Origin of the sequence: Mesorhizobium sp. B2-2-4, assembly GCF_006442375.1 — a bacterium.
Lineage (GTDB): Bacteria > Pseudomonadota > Alphaproteobacteria > Rhizobiales > Rhizobiaceae > Mesorhizobium.
On the sequence record NZ_VFWB01000001.1, the window covers coordinates 179,878 to 198,180 of the forward strand.

At 64.6% G+C, this 18,303-nt stretch carries 15 protein-coding genes, 1 pseudogene and 1 riboswitch; of the genes and pseudogenes, 6 read left to right on the forward strand and 10 right to left on the reverse strand.

Features of this window, described 5'->3' with window-relative positions:
* Positions 1–97: 97 nt before the first annotated feature.
* From FJ959_RS00930 to FJ959_RS00940, 3 genes are all read right to left on the reverse strand, one after another.
* Complete coding sequence (locus tag FJ959_RS00930) at positions 98–889, reverse strand: amino acid ABC transporter ATP-binding protein (RefSeq protein WP_140566896.1); 792 nt, start codon at positions 887–889, stop codon at positions 98–100.
* On the reverse strand, positions 886–1,566 hold the full coding sequence (locus tag FJ959_RS00935; RefSeq protein ID WP_140550874.1) for an ABC transporter permease subunit: 681 nt from the start codon (positions 1,564–1,566) through the stop codon (positions 886–888). The genes FJ959_RS00930 and FJ959_RS00935 overlap by 4 nt, the downstream gene beginning before the upstream one ends.
* A 108-nt stretch (positions 1,567–1,674) precedes the next feature.
* Positions 1,675–2,448: an amino acid ABC transporter substrate-binding protein gene (locus FJ959_RS00940; RefSeq protein ID WP_140493318.1), complete on the reverse strand. Its 774-nt coding sequence runs from the start codon at positions 2,446–2,448 to the stop codon at positions 1,675–1,677.
* 322 nt (positions 2,449–2,770) lie between these two features.
* Here FJ959_RS00940 and FJ959_RS00945 point away from each other — a divergent pair, with 322 nt between their 5' ends.
* Positions 2,771–3,637 (forward strand): RNA polymerase factor sigma-32, encoded by an 867-nt coding sequence (locus tag FJ959_RS00945; protein ID WP_140517570.1) that lies wholly within the window; start codon positions 2,771–2,773, stop codon positions 3,635–3,637.
* A gap of 72 nt (positions 3,638–3,709) precedes the next feature.
* Here the strand turns inward: FJ959_RS00945 and FJ959_RS00950 are convergent, their stop codons facing one another.
* The 4 genes from FJ959_RS00950 to thiB form a co-directional block, all read right to left on the reverse strand.
* Positions 3,710–5,173: a M48 family metalloprotease gene (locus FJ959_RS00950; protein ID WP_140493312.1), complete on the reverse strand. Its 1,464-nt coding sequence runs from the start codon at positions 5,171–5,173 to the stop codon at positions 3,710–3,712.
* A 257-nt stretch (positions 5,174–5,430) separates the two neighbouring features.
* The gene (thiQ, locus tag FJ959_RS00955; protein WP_140627990.1) at positions 5,431–6,213 is read right to left on the reverse strand and encodes a thiamine ABC transporter ATP-binding protein; all 783 of its coding nucleotides are present in this window, start codon (positions 6,211–6,213) and stop codon (positions 5,431–5,433) included.
* On the reverse strand, positions 6,213–7,826 hold the full coding sequence (gene thiP, locus FJ959_RS00960; protein WP_140493306.1) for a thiamine/thiamine pyrophosphate ABC transporter permease: 1,614 nt from the start codon (positions 7,824–7,826) through the stop codon (positions 6,213–6,215). The genes thiQ and thiP overlap by 1 nt, the downstream gene beginning before the upstream one ends.
* Before the next feature lie 237 nt (positions 7,827–8,063).
* Positions 8,064–9,062 carry a thiamine ABC transporter substrate binding subunit gene (gene thiB, locus FJ959_RS00970; RefSeq protein WP_140493300.1) on the reverse strand — a complete coding sequence of 333 codons (999 nt, stop codon included), beginning with the start codon at positions 9,060–9,062 and terminating at the stop codon, positions 8,064–8,066.
* A 42-nt stretch (positions 9,063–9,104) separates the two neighbouring features.
* Positions 9,105–9,219: riboswitch (TPP riboswitch) on the reverse strand.
* An 88-nt stretch (positions 9,220–9,307) separates the two neighbouring features.
* On the opposite strand from thiB, the gene FJ959_RS00975 reads away from it, so the two are divergent.
* The 4 genes and pseudogenes from FJ959_RS00975 to FJ959_RS32565 form a co-directional block, all read left to right on the forward strand.
* Positions 9,308–9,952 carry a thiamine diphosphokinase gene (locus FJ959_RS00975; RefSeq protein ID WP_140627993.1) on the forward strand — a complete coding sequence of 215 codons (645 nt, stop codon included), beginning with the start codon at positions 9,308–9,310 and terminating at the stop codon, positions 9,950–9,952.
* Position 9,953: 1 nt separating this feature from the next.
* A complete protein-coding gene (locus tag FJ959_RS00980; RefSeq protein WP_140627994.1) occupies positions 9,954–11,771 on the forward strand; it encodes an ATP-binding cassette domain-containing protein in 1,818 nt (605 codons plus the stop codon).
* Between the two features lie 44 nt (positions 11,772–11,815).
* A complete protein-coding gene (locus FJ959_RS00985) occupies positions 11,816–12,058 on the forward strand; it encodes a type II toxin-antitoxin system CcdA family antitoxin (protein ID WP_140580085.1) in 243 nt (80 codons plus the stop codon).
* A gap of 66 nt (positions 12,059–12,124) precedes the next feature.
* Positions 12,125–12,220, forward strand: a pseudogene (locus FJ959_RS32565) (hypothetical protein); the annotation flags it as partial.
* A 106-nt stretch (positions 12,221–12,326) separates the two neighbouring features.
* Here the strand turns inward: FJ959_RS32565 and FJ959_RS00995 are convergent.
* Positions 12,327–14,012, reverse strand: coding sequence for a hypothetical protein (locus FJ959_RS00995; RefSeq protein ID WP_140554927.1), 1,686 nt, complete (start codon positions 14,010–14,012; stop codon positions 12,327–12,329).
* 74 nt (positions 14,013–14,086) lie between these two features.
* A complete protein-coding gene (locus FJ959_RS01000; protein WP_140493285.1) occupies positions 14,087–15,385 on the reverse strand; it encodes an adenylosuccinate synthase in 1,299 nt (432 codons plus the stop codon).
* Between the two features lie 214 nt (positions 15,386–15,599).
* Between FJ959_RS01000 and FJ959_RS01005 the strand changes: the two genes are divergently transcribed.
* Positions 15,600–16,502, forward strand: coding sequence for a DMT family transporter (locus FJ959_RS01005; RefSeq protein ID WP_140554926.1), 903 nt, complete (start codon positions 15,600–15,602; stop codon positions 16,500–16,502).
* 141 nt (positions 16,503–16,643) lie between these two features.
* On the opposite strand, the gene serA is transcribed toward FJ959_RS01005, so the two are convergent.
* On the reverse strand, positions 16,644–18,242 hold the full coding sequence (gene serA, locus FJ959_RS01010; protein WP_140554925.1) for a phosphoglycerate dehydrogenase: 1,599 nt from the start codon (positions 18,240–18,242) through the stop codon (positions 16,644–16,646).
* Positions 18,243–18,303 lie beyond the last annotated feature (61 nt).

Genomic DNA, 18,303 nt, shown 5'->3' on the forward strand with positions numbered 1-18,303 from the left:
CAGCGCATGGACACGCCCGTCCATCGAAATAGAAACACCGTGCCTGACGGCGGCTCACGAGGATAAATGCCCGGCAGGGAGCAAGCGCAGCGCAGGCCTAGGACGAGAAATTGCCGCCTTCTCCCCCACCCTCCTTCTCCGCCATTTCCTGCTTTAGCGTCGCGATGAACCGTCTTGTCCGTTCGCGCTCCGGATTGCCGAACAGCACCGCCGCGGGGCCCTTTTCGACGACAATGCCGGCCTCGAGGAACACCACCTCGCGAGCGATCTTTGAAGCAAGCCGCAGATCGTGCGTGGCCATCACCATCGTCGTCCCCTCGCTGGCGAGCCGGCCGAGCACGTCGACGACTTCCTGCGCCAGTTCCGGGTCGAGCGCGGAGGTCGGCTCGTCGCACAAAAGCACCTTTGGCGACGGCGCCAGCGCCCGGGCGATCGCTACCCGCTGCTGCTGGCCGCCCGACAGCGTTGCCGGCCAGGCATCGACCTTGTGCGCCATGCCGACCTTTTCCAGCAGCGCGAGCGCCCGTTCGCGCGCCCGTGCGTGGGGCCACTTCAGCACCGTCACCAGCCCTTCCATGACGTTCTCGATCGCGGTGCGATGCGGGAACAGTTGGAAGTTCTGGAACACCATGCCGGTCTGCAGCCGCAGCCGCTGAATGTCCCGGGCCGCCACCTTCGCTCCCGGATGGAACTCCAGCGCCTGATCGCCGATACGCACTGTGCCCGAAGTTGGGATCTCAAGCAGGTTGATGCAGCGCAGCAGCGTACTTTTGCCACCACCCGAAGGACCGACCAGCGCGGTGACGCTGCCTTCGGCAATGGCAACCGTCACGCCCTTCAGCACGAGATTGTCGCCGAAGCGCTTTTCGATGTTGGCAAGGTCGATCACGAGCGCGCCTCCAGGAACCCGCCATAGCGATTGAGCCGCGCCTCCAGCCGCGTCTGCAAGGCCGACAGCACCGAACTCATCGCCAGATAGAGGATCGCCGCCTCGACATAGAGGATCAGCGGCTCATAGGTGGTGGCGACGATACGCTGCGCGGCCTGGAACATTTCCGGCACGGTGATGGCGGCGGCCAGCGACGTGTCCTTGACCAGCGAGATGAAGGTGTTGGAGAGCGGCGGCACCGCCACGCGCCCAGCCTGCGGCAAGATGGTGCGGCGCATCGCCTGGCTCCAGGTCATGCCGATCGAATAGGCCGCCTCCCATTGCCCCTTTGGCACCGCGCCTATCGCCGCGCGAACGATTTCCGACGAGTAGGCCCCGATATTGAGCGTAAAGCCGATCAACGCTGCGGGAAACGCGTCAAGCAGGATGCCGACCGAGGGCAGGCCGTAGAAGATCAGGAACAGCTGCACCAGGAGCGGCGTGCCGCGGAATATCCACACGTAGAAGCGCGCCACCGCGACCAGGGGCATTGGCCCGAAGAGCCGGATCAGCGCGGTTCCGAGACCGACGCTCAAGCCAAGCACAAAGGACAGGAGCGTCAGCGGTACGGTGAAGATCAACGCGGCCCATAGCAGCGAAGGCAGCGATTCCAGCATGAGTTGCAGCCAGTGCGGCACGAAAGGCTCCTTCTTGCGACTGCCGTATATCACGCGAAAGGCGGCGGGCCGTCAAAACGGTCCGCCGCCGGGCGATGTCGCGCGGGCCGCCAACGGCCCGGCCGTAAATTACTTCGAAACGTCCTGGCCGAAATACTTGTCTGCGATCTTCTGATAGGTGCCGTCTGCCTTGATGTCGGCCAGCGCCTTGTTGATCGCGGCAACCAGTTCCGGGTCGCCCTTGCGAACGATGACGCCGGAATAGTCGGCGTTCTCTTCCTGGGCCGCGATCTTCACATTGGCATCCGGCTTGTGCTTCTTGAAGTCGAGGAAGGACAGGCTGTCATTGATGGTTGCGTCGGCGCGGCCGGTCAGAAGCAGCTGGATCGACTGGTCGAACCCGTCGGTGCCGACCAGTTCGGCGCCGTTGGCCTCGGCCAGTTTGCCGAAATTCGAAGTCAGCGACTGCGCCGACTTCTTGCCCTTGAGATCGGCGAAACTCTTGATGTCGGTATTGTCGCCGCGCACGATCAGCACTGCCTTGGAGGCGATGTAGGGGTCGGAGAAATCGTATTTCGCCTTGCGGGCGTCGGTGATGCCGACTTCGTTGATGACCGCGTCATAGCGGTTGGCATCGAGGCCCGCGATCAGCCCGTCCCATTTGCCCTCGAGGAACTCTACCTTCACGCCGAGCTTGTCGCCGATCGCCTTGGCGATTTCGACATCGAAGCCGACCAGCGCTCCGCCGGCATCATGATAGGTAAAGGGTGCGTAGGTGCCCTCCGTGCCGACCTTGATGACGCCGGCCTGCTTGATCTGGTCGAGATTGGCGCCGGCATAGCCTGCGGTAACAGCCAGAACCTGCAAAGTTCCGGCGACGATGAGCGACTTGAGCCATTTCATTTTTCCGTGATCCCGTCCTGGCCTGATATCCGGCATGGTGTGTGAGCGCTGGAAATTGACAGATGTGAGTTGAAAAAATAAGGAATGAGATTTCAAAAACATCCATTATTCGGAATCGGATTCTACCACTGACGTTTCTGGCGGTGCCTCGAACCCGCCCGGAGTTTTTTCGCGCAGCCTCCACGCCGCGCCGCCGGCGGCGGAACCTTTCCCGCGCATGGCACGTTTTGCGTTCGTTGTAGGGCAGGACGCCGTCATTTCAAGTCGAGCGGCTGCCGGGTTTCGAAATGACATCCGTATCGCCAGAGCCAGGGAGTGCCTCATGATGGAAGACACGGCAGGACGGATCATGGTCCGCGCGGCAATGAGGGCTCCCTATCTCGAACGCGACGAGGAGTTGCGGCTGGCGCTGCGCTGGAAAAAGGACAACGACCAGAACGCGCTGCACAGCATCACCGTGGCGCATATGCGCCTGGTCATTTCCATGGCCTCCAAATTCCGTCATTACGGCCTGCCGCTTGGCGATCTGGTCCAGGAGGGCCATGTCGGCCTGCTCGAGGCCGCGGCCCGTTTCGAGCCGGAGCGCGAAGTGCGGTTTTCGACCTATGCGACCTGGTGGATCCGGGCCTCGATGCAGGACTACATCCTGCGCAACTGGTCGATCGTGCGCGGCGGCACCAGCTCGGCGCAAAAGGCTCTGTTCTTCAACCTGCGGCGCCTGCGCGCCCGGCTGGCGAACGGCGCCGCGGAGCCGCTGTCGAACAGGACGTTGTACCGCGAGGTTTCAGCGGCCCTCGGCGTCTCCGAAGCCGATGTCGCGCTGATGGATTCGCGGCTCTCGGCGCCCGACTCCTCCCTCAATGTCCCGCTTGCCGACGATGGGGGCGCGACCGAGCGGATGGACTTCCTCGTGTCGGACGATCCCTTGCCCGACGAGGTCGTCAGCGACACCATCGATATCGAACGCCGCTCGATGTGGCTGAAGGCGGCGCTTGCCGCACTCAACGCGCGTGAGCTGCGCATCATCGAGGAGCGTCGGCTGAGCGACGAGGGCGCGACGCTCGAAGCGCTCGGCGAGACGCTTGGCATTTCCAAGGAACGCGTGCGCCAGATCGAGGCCCGCGCCATGGAAAAGCTGAAAGTGGCGCTGGTGAAGCAGAACCCGGAATTCCTCGCCACCGCCGCCTAAATCCATTCCAGGAAAACTACCTAGAAGTTTCTCGTCCCAAAAACGAGAGAGCGGGTCAGCGCCGACTATCGGCTATTTGTCGGTGACGATCTTGACCTTGTCGCCGGCCGAAACCGCAGCCCCCGGCGACAGCGCGTTGAGCACCCGGAACAGGTCGAGTTTGCGGTCGACGCCGACCATCTGCGCCGAAAGCGAACCCATCGTCTGCCCCGGCTGGACGGTGACCACGCGGATATGCAGCGGCTTCAGCGCCGCCTTTTCGGCGGCACTCAGAATGCGGAACGAGCCGCTGACGGAACGCGCCACGGTGTCGAGCGACGTGCTGGCGGATGGTGCCGCCGTCAGCAGCCGGTAGACCTGGCCGCCGGCGCGGATTACCGCGATATCGAACTGCCAGCCTTCGGCGCCTGCATGCGCCGTCGCCGCCTCGTTGCCGTTGATCGTTTCCTGCCTGACGCTCGCGTCGTCGAGACCGGCCACCCAGCCGCTCCTGATATAATCGGTCAGCGCACGGTTCTTGTCGATCGACACGCCGTCGAAGCGGATCGCAATGTCGCCCGGCCCGGTCGCCGTCACGGCGGCGGCCGAATTGTCGATGATGAAGCCCTCCGGCACCGAGAAGGACACGCCCAGGCCCGGATGCAGAAAGGTCTCGCCGCGCACATACCCTTCTTCCGGCGTGTCGCCGTAGAGCAGGCCGTCTATCCCGGCGAGGAAGGCGTCGCGATCGCGGGTGCCGACGCCCGGCGGGCCGAACTGGCGGGCATGGCGTTGCGCAAGGTCGATACGCTGCGGCGTATTGGGATGCGTTGCCAGGAAATCGAGGCTGGCGTCGGTGGCGCCGCTGATCGAGCGGAAATCGGTGTAGGCCGACATGGACTGCAAGAAGCGGCCGGCGGCGTAAGGATCGTAGCCGGCTTCGCCGATCGACTTGATGCCGATCGCGTCGGCCTCCAGTTCCTGGTTGCGCGAAAACTGCGCCAGTCTCAGCTTGCCGCGGATCAGCGCCGCCTTGGCGGTCGGGCTGTCGCCGAGCACGTCGGAAACAACCTTGGTGGCGAGCCCCTCCTCGGCCTCGAGCTGCTGGCGCTGCAGGCCGTGGTTGGCGGTGACGTGGCCCATCTCATGCGCGATGACGGCGGCGAGCTCGGCCGAATCATTGGCCAGCGCCAGCAGGCCGCGCGTGACGTAGAGATAGCCGCCCGGCAGCGCGAAGGCATTGACGTTGGGCGAATTGAGGATGGTGATGCGATAGGTCTGGGTCGGATTGGCCGACACCACCGTCAGGCTGCCGACGACCTTGGCGACCATGCGCTCGAGCTTGGGATCGGAATATTCGCCGCCATAGGTCGCCAGTATGCGTGGATGCTGCGCCTTGGCGAGTTCGGCCAATTTGTTATTGGCCGCGACGTTGTCGACCGTGATCGGTTTGTCGGAAGGCTGGAAGCCGGATTCCTGGACTTCCGGAGGTGTGAACATCTGGCAGCTTGCCAGGGCCACTACAAAGCCGGCCAGCGCCAGAAAGCGCGCCAGCATTTTCCCTCTTGGTCTTTCCGTGCCGGTCGGCAGAACGGCTTCCTTTCGGGTCTGGCGCATGCCCGCGAAAATCGGGGCGATCCTCGCAAGGGCTCATGCGCAAATCAAAGCATTACAGCATCCACGCCATACCAACGCGCGGCGGATGCTGCAGGCAAATCACGGCCTGCACCGGACCGGTACGGGGCGGACCTAGCCACACTACCTCTGTCATGGCAAGCAATCGCCCCGTCGCCAGGAGCCGGTTTGAGCGTAAATTATGTCCGCTTCCGGGCAATATCTCGTGATCCAGCCTCCCAGGCGCTTGTGCCAACATAGCGCCGGAAAACTTCAGGACCAGCCCCGGCAAAGAAATCATCCGCCTTGCCCTTGGCGGCAACCATGCCGTTGTCGAGGAACACCACCTCCTCACAAATACGGCGTGCGTCCTGTGGCTGGTGCGTAACGAACAGCAGCGTCATGCCCCGCTCGGCATGCACGTCGGCGACAAGATCGAGCATGTCGTCGCGCAAGGCCGGTCCGAGTGAAGCGAAAGGCTCGTCCAGAAGAAGCACCGGGCGGTTGCGAACCAGCACGCGCGCCAATGCGACACGCTGGCGTTCGCCTCCCGAAAGTTCGCGCGGCAGGCGTCTTTCCTTGCCCGCGAGGCCGGTGCGTGCGATCGCCTCCGCGATATCAGCGCGATCGGCCTCGGTCAGCCGCAGCGAGGGCGAGCGGCCGAGCCCGACATTCTCTTCGACCGAAAGATGGGCAAAAAGATTGTTTTCCTGGAATACCATCGACACCGGCCGCGCCGAAGGCGGCGCCGCGCCGACATCGGCGCCGCCGATCAGCACGCGGCCAGCCTGCGGCGTCTCGAAGCCCGCCACCAGATTGAGCAGCGTCGACTTGCCCGAGCCGCTCGGCCCCATGATGGCGGTAATTTTCGACGCGGCGAAATCGACATCGAAAACGAGCGGCGCGTCGCCGTAGCTGAACGAGACCGTGTCCAGCCGCACCTCGGCTCCCCTTGTCGCACCATTGGTGGCGCCCGCAGCCATCAGTCTCGTTCTCCCCTTCCCAGCCCGCTCGCCGCCACCACAAGCGCAAGGCAGACCAGACCGAGCAGCAGCGCCAGGCCGGCGGCGTCCTCGGTACGGTAGCTGCCCATGCGCGCCAGGAGAAGGTAGGGCAAGGTCTGCACGGAATCACTGCCGAACAATGCGATGACGCCGAGATCGCCAAGCGACAGCGCCATGGCAAACGCGAAGGCGGTGGCCAGCGGCCGTCGCAGCGAGGGCCAGTCGACCAGCCGCAACCGGGCCCAGCCCGCTATTCCCAGAAGCGCGCAGAGCCGCTCATGGCGCTCGCTCGCCGCATCATAGGCGGGGCGGATGGCACGGATGGCGAAAGGCATCGCCATGACTGCATTGACAGTGACGACCATGACCGGGGCTATGGCAAAGACATCGCCGACATGGCGCAGCAGAAGGAACCAGCCGGCGCCGATGACGATGGGCGGCACGACCAGGACGAAGCCGGCGCCGGTGTCGGTGGCGTGTTCGAGCACGGTCCGCGGACCGGAGCGGCGCTTCAGGGCCAGCACGCGGCGCGCCATGGCGAGCGAAAGCGACAGCGCAACCGACAGCAGCGCCGACAGGAAGGCCAGCACGGCGCTGGTCAGCGTCGCCTGCCGCACCGCCGCCTCGCCGGCGAGACGACCGAGGTCGGCGCCGAGGCCTGACATCACCGTCGCCGTCATCGGCCCGGCGACGAACAAAAGGGCCAGCACGACGAGCGCGGCATTCAGCGCGGTCTCGGTCCTGCCGGCCGAGACGTAGCGGCGCGGCGCCACCGGCAGATTGGCGTCACCGGTGGTGTTGGCGCCGAGCCGCGTCAACGCCAGCACCACGACAAAGGTCAGCGCGATCTGCAGCAGCGTCAGCGCCACCGCCCGCGCGGGATCGAAATCGAAACGCAGCGCCTGGTAGATGCCGACCTCCAGCGTCGTCGCGCCGGGGCCGCCGCCCAGCGTCAGCACGATCGTGAAGGATGTGATGCAGAGCATGAACACCAGGCCGGCGACGCCCGGCAGAGCGGCGCGCAGTGTCGGCCACTCGATCAGCCGGAAAACCGGTGCGGCACCCATGCCGAGCTGGCTCGCCAGGCGCCATTGGTCGGCTTGGATGGTTTGCAGCACTTCGAGGAACAGCCGCGTGGCCAGCGGCAGGTTGAAGAAGACATGAGCAACGAGGATGCCGGAGAGGCCATAAATGCCCGGCCAATGGTAACCGCCGACGGCACCAAGAAAGCCGGCGAAATAGCCGGCGCGGCCGTAGAGCGCCAGGATGCCGAGCGCCGCGACGATCGCCGGCAGCGCCAGCGGCAGGGCGAAGAGCTGCAGGATGAAGCCGCGGCCGGGAAAGTGCGGATGCCGCGACAGCGCGCGAGCCACGAACAGGGCCGGCGCCACCGACAGCAGCGTCGAAAGCGCCGCCTGCCACAACGTAAAGCGCACGACGCGCAGGAGATAAGGATCGAAGGCCGCCCAGGCTCCGGAGAAATCGTTCGCGCCTTCGAAAAGAAGACCCGCAAACGCGCCGCCGATCAGCAGCGCGATCGCCGCAAGCGCGAGGATGCCGGCGGAGATGCGGGGGTCAGACGCGCGCTGCACGCTGGGCCGCCCAAAGGACCTTTAGCAAGCGTCGCGTTCCTTCGCGCCCCCCTCTGTCCTGCCGGACATCTCCCCCACTTGGGGGGAGATTGGCTGCTTCAGCGCTCCACCCTCTCCTGTGACGTCGCCAATTGGCGAAAGCCGTCGTGACGGCCAATCTCCCCCCTCGTGGGGGAGATGTCCGGCAGGACAGAGGGGGGCGCCGTAGAGCACTCATCATTCGATCATACGACCAAACTACTTGCTCATCACCGCCAGCCATTCATCCACCCATGCCTTGCGGTTGGCCGCGACCTCCTCGGGACTGAACAGCAAGGTTTTGGTCGGCCTGACCAGTCTGTCGAAGGCCGGATTGAGCGGCTTGTCGGTCTTGCCGGCCGGGAACATCCAGTTGGTCTCGGGGATGACATCCTGGAATTTCGGCCCGGTCATGAAGGCGATGAACTTTTCCGCCAGCGGATTTTTGGCTCCCGTCGTGGTGATGCCGGCGACCTCGATCTGCAGATACTCGCCCTCCTCGAAGGAAGCGGCCTGGTAGCGCTCGGTGTTCTCGGCAACCATGTGGTAGGCGGGCGAGGTCGTGTAGGACAACACCATCGGCGCCTCGCCCTTGGTGAACAGGCCGTAGGCCTCGCTCCAGCCCGGCGTCACGGTCAAGACCTTCGCCTTGAGCTTGGCCCAGGCCTCCGGCGCCTTGTCGCCATAGACCGACTTCACCCACAACAGCAGGCCGAGGCCCGGCGTCGAGGTGCGCGGATCCTGGATGACGATCTTGTCGTCGGCACTGCCCTCGACCAATTCCTTCAGGCTCTTGGGCGGCGTCTTCAGCTTCTGCGTGTCATAGACGACGGCGAAATAGCCATAGTCGTACGGGACAAAGATGTCGTCGTTCCAGCCGCCCGGCACATTGAGCCCGGCCACGGCGCCATGCGGCGCAAACAGGCCAGTGGCCTTGGCGTCGGCGGTGAGATTGGTGTCGAGGCCAAGCACGATGTCGGCCTTGGTCGCGGCCCCTTCCAGCTTGACGCGGTTGAGCAGCGCGACGCCGTCGGCAACCGAGACGAAGTCGACATCGCAGCCGCATTCGGCCTCGAATCCCTTCTTCACCACCGGGCCGGGCCCCCAGTCGGCGGTGAAGCTCTCATAAGTGTAGACGGTGAGTTTGTCCTTGGCCAAGGCCGGCCCGGAGAGAACCACGACCATTGCAGAGACAAGGGCGTATAAAAGCGTGCGCATCGGCGCCTCCTTCGTTCGGGTTAAAGGAATTGAGGCGTCGGACTGTCCGAAACGTCTAATCCCTCCGCCGGTACAAACCGGATCAGGTTCAGCGGGTTGGCGAGACTGCCTCTCAGCCGGTCCGCGAATATCGCGTCCGGCACCCCGTTAGAGCGCCTCGACACATAGGCCCGGCCGGTGAACCGCGCAAGTGGCTGTTTGCCGGCCTTCCGTTTCCGCTGTCGGGCTGGTAAGGGCCACACGATATGAGCACATTCACCATCCTGCTTGGCGGCGACCTCATCCGCACGCCACGGCTCGACCGTCAGGTCGAGGGGACCCGCGTCATCGCCGCCGATGCCGGCATCGGCCATGCGAGGACGCTCGGCCTTGTGCCGGAACTGTGGGTCGGCGATTTCGATTCCGTGCCCGCCGGCCTGCCGGATGAGTTGGCCGCCGTGCCGCGCCGGACCTTTCCGGCAGAGAAAGACACCACCGATGGAGAACTCGCGATATCGGCCGCCCTGGAGCGCGGCGCTACCAGCCTCGTGCTCGCCGGCGCCTTCGGCGGCAAGCGCGCCGACCATGCCTTCCTGCACATGGCGCTCGCCCTGCGGCTGGCCGGGGCCGGGACAAAGGTGCTGTTGACCAGCGGCGCGCAGGAAGCCGTGCCCCTGGCGCACGGCACGGCCCGCTTCGACTATGCCGACGGCACCCTGTTCTCGATCCTGGGTTTTTCCGAGCTTGCAGGGCTGACCGTCGCCGGTGCGAAATGGCCGCTTGACCGCGTCAAGGTCGCGTTCGGCTCGTCGCTGACCATCTCCAACGAGGTCAAGGGCAGGCTCGAGATCGCGCTGGGAGCGGGCCGCGCGCTGCTGCTCGCCCATCCCTATCCCTTGCCAGAAAGCTGACATGGCGCCGCCTCTTCTCAATCTCGACGGAATAAAACTGACCTTCGGCGGCACGCCCCTGCTCGACGGCGCCGACTTGGCTGCGTCGGCCGGCGACAAGATCGCGCTGGTCGGCCGCAACGGGTCCGGCAAGTCGACGCTGCTCAAGATCGCCGCCGGCCTGATCGAGCCGCAGGACGGCGAGGTGTTCCGCCAGCCATCGGCGACCGTCCGCTATCTGCCGCAAATGCCCGACATGGACGGCTTCGCAACCGTGCGCGCCTATGTCGAGGCCGGCCTCGGTCCCGCCGACGATCCTTATCGCGCCAGCTACCTGATGGAGCACCTCGGCCTCTCGGGCGAGGAGCAGCCGGGCGACCTCTCCGGCGGCGAGGCCAGGCGCGCCGCCCTTGCCCGCGTCATGGCGCCCGAGCCTGATATCCTGCTGCTCGATGAGCCGACCAACCACCTCGATCTCTCGGTGATCGAATGGCTGGAAGAGGAACTCGTCCGCACCTCCTCGGCCCTCATCGTCATCTCGCACGACCGCCGTTTCCTTGAGCGCGTATCGCGCGCCACCGTGTGGCTCGACCGGGGCCAGACGCGCCGGCTGGATAAGGGCTTCGGCCATTTCGAGGAATGGCGCGACCAGGTGCTTGAGGAAGAAGAGCGCGAACAGCACAAGCTCGGCCGCCAGATCGTGCGCGAGGAACACTGGCTGCGTTATGGCGTGACGGCGCGGCGCAAGCGCAACATGCGCCGCCTGGGCGAATTGCAGACCATGCGCCAGCGTTTTCGCGGCCATCGCGGCGCCGAAGGCACCGCGACCATGGTGGCCAGCGACGCCGCCGAATCCGGCAAGCTGGTGATCGAGGCCAGGAACATCGAGAAGAGCTTTGGCGACCTCACCGTGGTCAAGGGGTTCTCGACCCGCATCCAACGCGGCGACCGCGTCGGCCTCGTCGGGCCGAACGGCGCCGGCAAGACGACGCTTCTGAAGATGCTGACCGGAGAATTGCAGCCGGATGCCGGTTCGGTGCGGCTCGGCACCAATCTGGAGATCGCCACGCTCGACCAGAAGCGCGAGGCGGTCGATCCGCAGGAGACGCTGGCTCAGTATCTCACCGACGGGCGCGGCGAGAACCTTGTCATCAATGGCGAGCAGCGCCACGTCGTCTCCTACATGAAGGACTTCCTGTTCAAGCCGGAGCAGGCACGCACGCCGGTGCGCGAGCTGTCGGGCGGCGAGCGGGCACGGCTGATCCTTGCGCGCGTGCTGGCCCGGCCGGCGAACTTGCTGGTGCTCGATGAGCCGACCAACGATCTCGACATGGAAACGCTGGAGTTGCTGCAGGAACTGGTCGCCGGTTTTGCCGGTACGGTCATCCTGGTCAGCCACGACCGCGATTTCCTCGACCGCACCGTGACCAGCGTGATCGCGCCGGACGGCGGCGGCCGCTGGGTCGAATATGCCGGCGGCTATTCCGACATGCTGGCGCAGCGCGGCGGCACCAGGCTCGACGACCGCAAGGCGCGGGCGAAGGCGGATGCAAGCGAGGCGCCGACGGCGAAGGCGGACAGCCCCACCGCCAAAGCCCCGGCAAAAAAACTCTCGTTCAAGCAGAAATTCGCGCTGGAATCGCTGCCCAAGAAGATCGAGGCGGTGACAGCCTCGATCTCGCGGCTGGAGAACAACATCGCCGATCCGGCCTATTACGAGCGCGATCCGGCCTCGTTCCAGAAGACCATCGCCGCCCTCGACAAGGAGCGCGCGACGCTGGCGGCACTGGAGGAAGAGTGGCTGCAACTGGAGATGTTGCGCGAGGAGATGGAGGGGTGAAGATGGTATGCGCTACGTTATGCGCTTAAAAGAGGGCTGTCTCCGTGCTTCAATCGACGACAAAACCTCAGCGAAAGTCTGTCAATACATCCATTGACGCTCAGCTGATCAAAGACGCCAAAGCGTCGGGTATCAATCTCTCGCGCGCCGCCGAGGCGGGTATTGCGAAGGCCATCGCGTCGGAAAAAACGCGTCGGTGGCAAGAGGAGAACTTTGAGGCGATTGTGAGCTCCAACGCCTATGTCGAGCGGAACGGGTTGCCATTGGCCACACGCCCGCTGTTTTGATGGGCCCGTTACGATCTCTATCGGAATGCCGGAGGCAGTGGTTACCTTGTCGATGTTCAGTCCGACCTTCTTGAGAGGCTGAACACGAGAGTCGTCATTCCGTTGATGCCGCCCGACACAGCCCCCGTTCCTGGCCGCCGGCTCTGCCTTGATGGCCACTGAATTGCCGGATGCCGAGGGAAATCTCTCCAAGCACCACGACGACATCGTCGCCGCGCTCGACATGCTGTTCCAAGGCTTCTGACCGGAGCCGACCGTTGCCGTCGGCTCAGCCCGCCGTCTTCGCCTGCCAAGCCTTGATCGCCTCGTCGAACACCTTCTCGCCGGGAATGCCTTTTTCCATCGTCAGCAACGCTCGTCGTCCGGTCTTGTAGACGACCGGCACGTCGATCCAGTCCTGTCCCCGAAGCAAGGTCAGATTGGCGTCCTCGTCGGCCTTGGTATCGTTGAGCGCGACGAGGAAGAAGCCGTCGGCGATCTTGGCCGGAATGCCGATCAGCGGGCTGCCGGCATCCTGCTCGGAACTCTTCATGGCCACGCGCAGGATGTTGTCGACGCCGCCGCCTTCGAAACCGTCGGGTGTCAGGAAGATCATCTCGATGATGTGGCTGGCCGGCAGCGTCTGGTCAGTGTTGCGGCGGATGGTCATGCGCAACTGGATGTCCTTGCCGGGAATGGTCGCCTCGGCGCGGATCGCCGGCTCAGGCGGCAGGTCGCCGCCGGGCGATTCCTGCACCAGCGACCAGACGATGTTGCCCGGCTCGGCCGAACCCTGCGCGGTGCTGGTGCGCTCCTCATAGAAGATCGCCTTCTGGCCGACCGGCAGAGAGGTTTGCGTCGGCGCACCGGCAGGCGAGGGCGGCGTGGCGGCGTTATCAGCCGGCGCCGCGGGTGCGGTCCCATTGGCGGGTGGCGCCGCCGGCGCAGCGCCCGGTGCAGGGGGCGTGGTCCCGGCGGGCGCGCCTGCGGCCGGCGTGCCTCCTGCCGGAGCCGACAAGGCCGGGGTGGTCGTGGCTGAAGGCGGCGTCGTCAGCGCCGCAACGGACTCGCCCTCGCCCACGCCGCTCTGTCCGCCGGCCGGGCCAGGATCGACCTCGCTTCCTTGCGGTGTCAGTCTTTGAGTGAACTTCGGTGTCCCTTCGGGCTCGGCACCGCTAGCCGAAGGTGCCGGGGGCGTTGCCGCCGCATCGCTCGCCGGCTTGGCGGGTGTCGATTTGACCGGCTCGGTCGTCGCGACCTTGCTGCCGCCGCCCAGACCCAGCATCTTGCCGAAGGCATCCTTGTTCAGCCAGATGCCATAGCCGCCGCCGGCAATGACCAGCAACGCAACGGCAGCGGCAATCAGCCCGCCATAGCTGCGCTTGCGTTCAGCCGGACGCAAGCGCTGGAAAGTGTCGGCGGCCGCAGCCTCTTCGTCGCTCGCAAAGACATCGGCATGCTCGTCGTCCTGACCCACATCCATGCCAGGCTGAGCCCTGTCGTCGAACTCCGGGGCCGGCTGCACCGGTACGGGCTTTTGCCAGTTCGGCTCGACCTCGGCGGCGGGCGATGCAGGCCTGGAGATGTCGGGCTCCGGAGCGGGGGGCGGCGGCTTGTAGGGTTCAGCCTTCGAGGCAGGCGCTGCCGGCCAGGCCGGCTCCGCCTTTACCGGCTGTTTGGTATGGTTCGACTGGTTCTTGTTGCGATCGATGGAGGAAAATATGTGCTCCAGTTCGGCAAGCGGATCGGTCTCCGGCACGCTTTTGGCATATTCGCGCTCGAGCCTCGATATGGCGTCTTCCAGGCCGCGCTTCTGCCTTTCGGCTTCCGACGGCGAAAGCGGCGGCTCGCGCTCGGCAATCTTCTTTGCAATCGTCGAGCGCGCTTTGTCGTAGACTTTGGCCCGCAGCTCCGGCGTAGGATCGCCAAAATTGTTTATCGTATCCCTCAGAGCAGAAACGAAATCTTTCGCCATGCGTCAGTCGACCTGTATTGTGCTCCGGGCCGGCCTCCGCAAATCAGCCGCAACGCCCGGAAAGGCTTGAGAAACTAGTCTTGAAACGGATCGGTCACAAGTATCGTGTCGTCCCGTTCCGGGCTGGTGGAGAGGAGCGCGACCGGCGCGCCGATCAACTCCTCGATATGGCGGACATATTTGACGGCCTGGGCCGGAAGGTCGTTCCAGCTGCGCGCGCCGGCGGTGGTGCCTTTCCACCCCTCCAGCGTCTCGTAGATTGGCTCGACGCGGGCCTGCGCGCCCTGGCTGGCGGGTAGATAGTCGATCGTCTCGCCGTCGAGGCGGTAGCCGGTACAGACCTTGATCTCGTCCAGCCCATCAAGCACATCGAGCTTGGTCAGGGCGATGCCCTTGATGCCGTTGACGGCGACGGCCTGGCGCACCAGCACCGCGTCGAACCAGCCGCAGCGGCGCTTGCGGCCGGTGACGACGCCGAATTCATGGCCGCGCGTGCCGAGGAATTCACCGATCTCGTTCTGCTGCTCGGTCGGGAACGGACCTTCGCCTACGCGCGTCGTATAGGCCTTGGTGATGCCAAGCACATAGCCGATGGCGCCCGGGCCCACGCCGGCACCGGCTGCCGCCTGGCCGGCGACGGTGTTGGACGAGGTGACAAACGGATAGGTGCCATGATCGATGTCGAGCAGCGTGCCTTGCGCGCCCTCGAACAGGATGCGCTCGCCGGCCCGGCGCTTGTCGTCGAGCACCTTCCAGACCCGGTCCATGTAGGGCAGGATTTCGCCGGCGACCGAGGTCAGCTCTTGCATGACCGCGTCATGCGTGGCTTCGGCATGGCCAAGGCCGCGACGCAGTGCATTGTGATGCGTCAACAGCCTGTCGACCTTCAAGGGTAGTGTTTCCAAATCCGCCAGATCCATCACCCGCACCGCGCGCCGGCCCACCTTGTCCTCATAGGCGGGGCCGATACCGCGGCGGGTCGTGCCAATCTTGGTCCCGGAATTTGAGGCGGCGTCCTCGCGGAAGCCGTCCAGTTCCCGGTGCAGGGACAGGATAAGCGCTGTGTTTTCGGCTATTTTCAGGCGCTCCGGCGTTACCTCGACGCCTTGCCCCTTGAGCTTCGCCACTTCGGCAACGAATGCGTGCGGATCGAAGACGACGCCATTGCCGATGATGGACAGCTTGCCCTGCCGCACGACGCCCGACGGCAACAGCGACAGCTTGTAGACCTTGCCGTCGACGACCAGCGTGTGGCCGGCATTGTGGCCGCCCTGGAAACGCACCACGACATCGGCGCGCTCCGATAGCCAGTCGACGATCTTGCCCTTGCCTTCGTCACCCCATTGCGAGCCGACGACCACCACATTGGCCATGTTTCTTTTCCTTCGAGGCGCCGCCGCGCGGCTTGGATACGGTTCGAAACGACAGGCCTCTATAACGTCAAGAGCAGGCCGATGCGACCTTTCTTTGCCGCCGAAAATGGGCTGAGGCACAACAATTTTCAGCTTTGACATCATTTACTTGTCCAGGCGGGGGCAATAGGCCGGCAGGCACGCCCCATTCACCTCCTCCCCGCTGCGACCCGCCATGCACCGAAGCGCCTACATGTTCCTGCTGCTCACCACCTTGCTGTGGGGCGGCAACTCTGTGGCCGGCAAGCTGGCGGTCCATCACGTCTCACCGATGACGCTGGTCTTCCTGCGCTGGGTGCTGGCGGTAGCGATCCTGCTGCCGATCGGCTGGAATGCGCTGAAAAGAGATTGGCCCGTCGTGCGCAGGCACTGGTTCGTGCTCGCCGCACTTGGCGCCAGCGGCTTCACCTTGTTCAACACGATCTTCTATACGGCGCTCAATTACACGACCGCGATCAACGTTTCGATCGAGCAGGCGGCAATGCCTATCCTGATCATCGTAGCCAATTTCATCTTCTTCCGCCTGCGCGTGAACTGGGCGCAGATCGCCGGCGTGGTGCTGACGATCTTCGGCGTCATCCTGACCGCCTGCCACGGCGATCCGCGCCGGCTGCTGACATTGGAGCTCAATTTCGGCGACGCCATCATGCTGGTCGCGGTCATTCTCTATAGCGGCTATTCGGTCGGATTGCGGCTGAAGCCGGCCATGCAATGGCAGAGCCTGATGCTGGCCATGTCGCTCGCCGCGCTCGTCACCTCGCTGCCGTTCTTCCTATGGGAAATCGCGGCCGGCAAGGTCATCGTTCCCGACGCACGCGGCTGGGCGGTGATCGTCTATACTGCGATCGGCGCCTCGGTCGTCTCGCAGATATTCTACATCAGGGGCAATGAGCTGATCGGCGCCAACCGGGCCGGCCTGTTCATCAACCTGGTGCCGATCTTCGGCACCCTGCTATCGGTGCTGATCGTCGGCGAGACATTCCAGCTCTACCAGGCGTTGGCGCTCGTCCTTGTGCTGGGCGGCATCGCGCTTGCCGAATATAGCGGCCGCAAGGCAGCCATGCCGAGGCGCCAGTAAACTCGCTTCGCGCCCCGATCGTCAGCTTCAAGGAGAGCGTCGGCTCGCCCGGCAATTCGCAGGACTACTGCAATTCCTTGCGCACCGCCGCCACGTAGTCGGACGAGACTGCCGGGGCGGCGTTGCCCCAGCAGACAAGCCCTACACGCTGCCGACGTCGAACTGCAGCCGCTTGGCCGAATCGATCGATTTGTGCGCCCGCACCTGCTCCAGCACTTTTTCCGGAAACGGTGCGTCGAGATAGAGCAGCGCGATGGCATCGCCCCCCGGCCGGTTGCGGCCGAGCTGGAAGTTGGCGATGTTGACGCCGTTCTCGCCGCACACCGTGCCGAGCAGGCCGATAATGCCCGGCGCGTCGGCATTGGTCGTATAGAGCATGTGCTGGCCGACCTCGGCATCGAGATTGATGCCCTTGATCTGTATGAAGCGCGGCTTGCCGTCGGAAAAACAGGTGCCGGCGATCGAGCGCGTCATATGCTCGGTCTTGACCGTCAGCTTGATATAGCCGTCGAACACGCCCGATTTGTCGCGCTTGACCTCGGCGACGATGATGCCGCGCTCCTTCACCATGATTGGCGCCGACACCATGTTGACGTCGGCTACCTGCGGCCTGATCAGCCCGGCAAGGGCCGCGCTGATCAGCGCGCGCGTATTCATCGTCGCGGTCGAGCCGTCGAACAGGATTTCCACCTCCTTGATCGGGTCCTCGGTGACCTGGCCGACAAAGGCGCCAAGCACTTCGGCGAGCTTGACGAAGGGCTTGAGCCGCGGCGCTTCCTCCGCGGTGATCGACGGCATGTTGATGGCGTTGGAGACGGCGCCCTTGATCAGATAGTCGGCCATCTGTTCGGCGACCTGCAGCGCGACGTTCTCCTGTGCTTCCGCCGTCGAGGCACCGAGATGGGGGGTGGCCACCACATTCTCCATGCCGAACAATGCGTTCTGTTCGGCCGGCTCGGCCTCGAACACGTCGATGCCGGCGCCGGCCACCTTGCCGCTCTTCAGCGCCGCCACCAGGTCGGCTTCGACGACCAGCCCGCCACGGGCGCAGTTGATGATGCGCACGCCGTCCTTCATTTTGGCGATCGCGGCGGCATCGATGATGTTGCGCGTCTTGTCGGTCAACGGCGTGTGCAGCGTGATGAAGTCCGCGCGGGCGAAGAGCTCGTCCAGTTCAACCTTGTCGACGCCGAGTTCCTCGGCGCGTTTGTCCGACAGGAACGGATCGAAGGCGACGACATGCATCTTCAGGCCGACGCCGCGCGTGGCGACGATCGAGCCGATATTGCCGCAGCCGATGACGCCGAGCGTCTTGCCGGTGATCTCGACGCCCATGAAGCGGTTCTTTTCCCATTTGCCTGCATGCGTCGAGGCGTTGGCTTCCGGGATCTGGCGGGCGAGCGCGAAGATCATCGCTACCGCATGCTCGGCTGTCGTGATCGAATTGCCGAACGGCGTGTTCATCACGATAATGCCCTTGCGGCTGGCCGCCGGTATGTCGACATTGTCGACGCCGATACCGGCCCGGCCGACGACCTTGAGCCTGGTGGCGGCATTGATCAGCTTCTCGGTAACCTTGGTCGCCGAGCGGATGGCGAGGCCGTCATACTGGTCAATTACTTCAAGCAGCTTCTCCTTGTCCTTGCCGAGATCTGGAAGATAGTCGACCTCGACGCCGCGATCCCTAAAGATCTGAACAGCGGTGGTGGAAAGTTTATCCGAGACGAGAACGCGAGGCATGGGATTGGTCCTTGTTGCTTACCCCACCCGCCTTCGCTTCGCTCAGGCACCTTCTCCACGG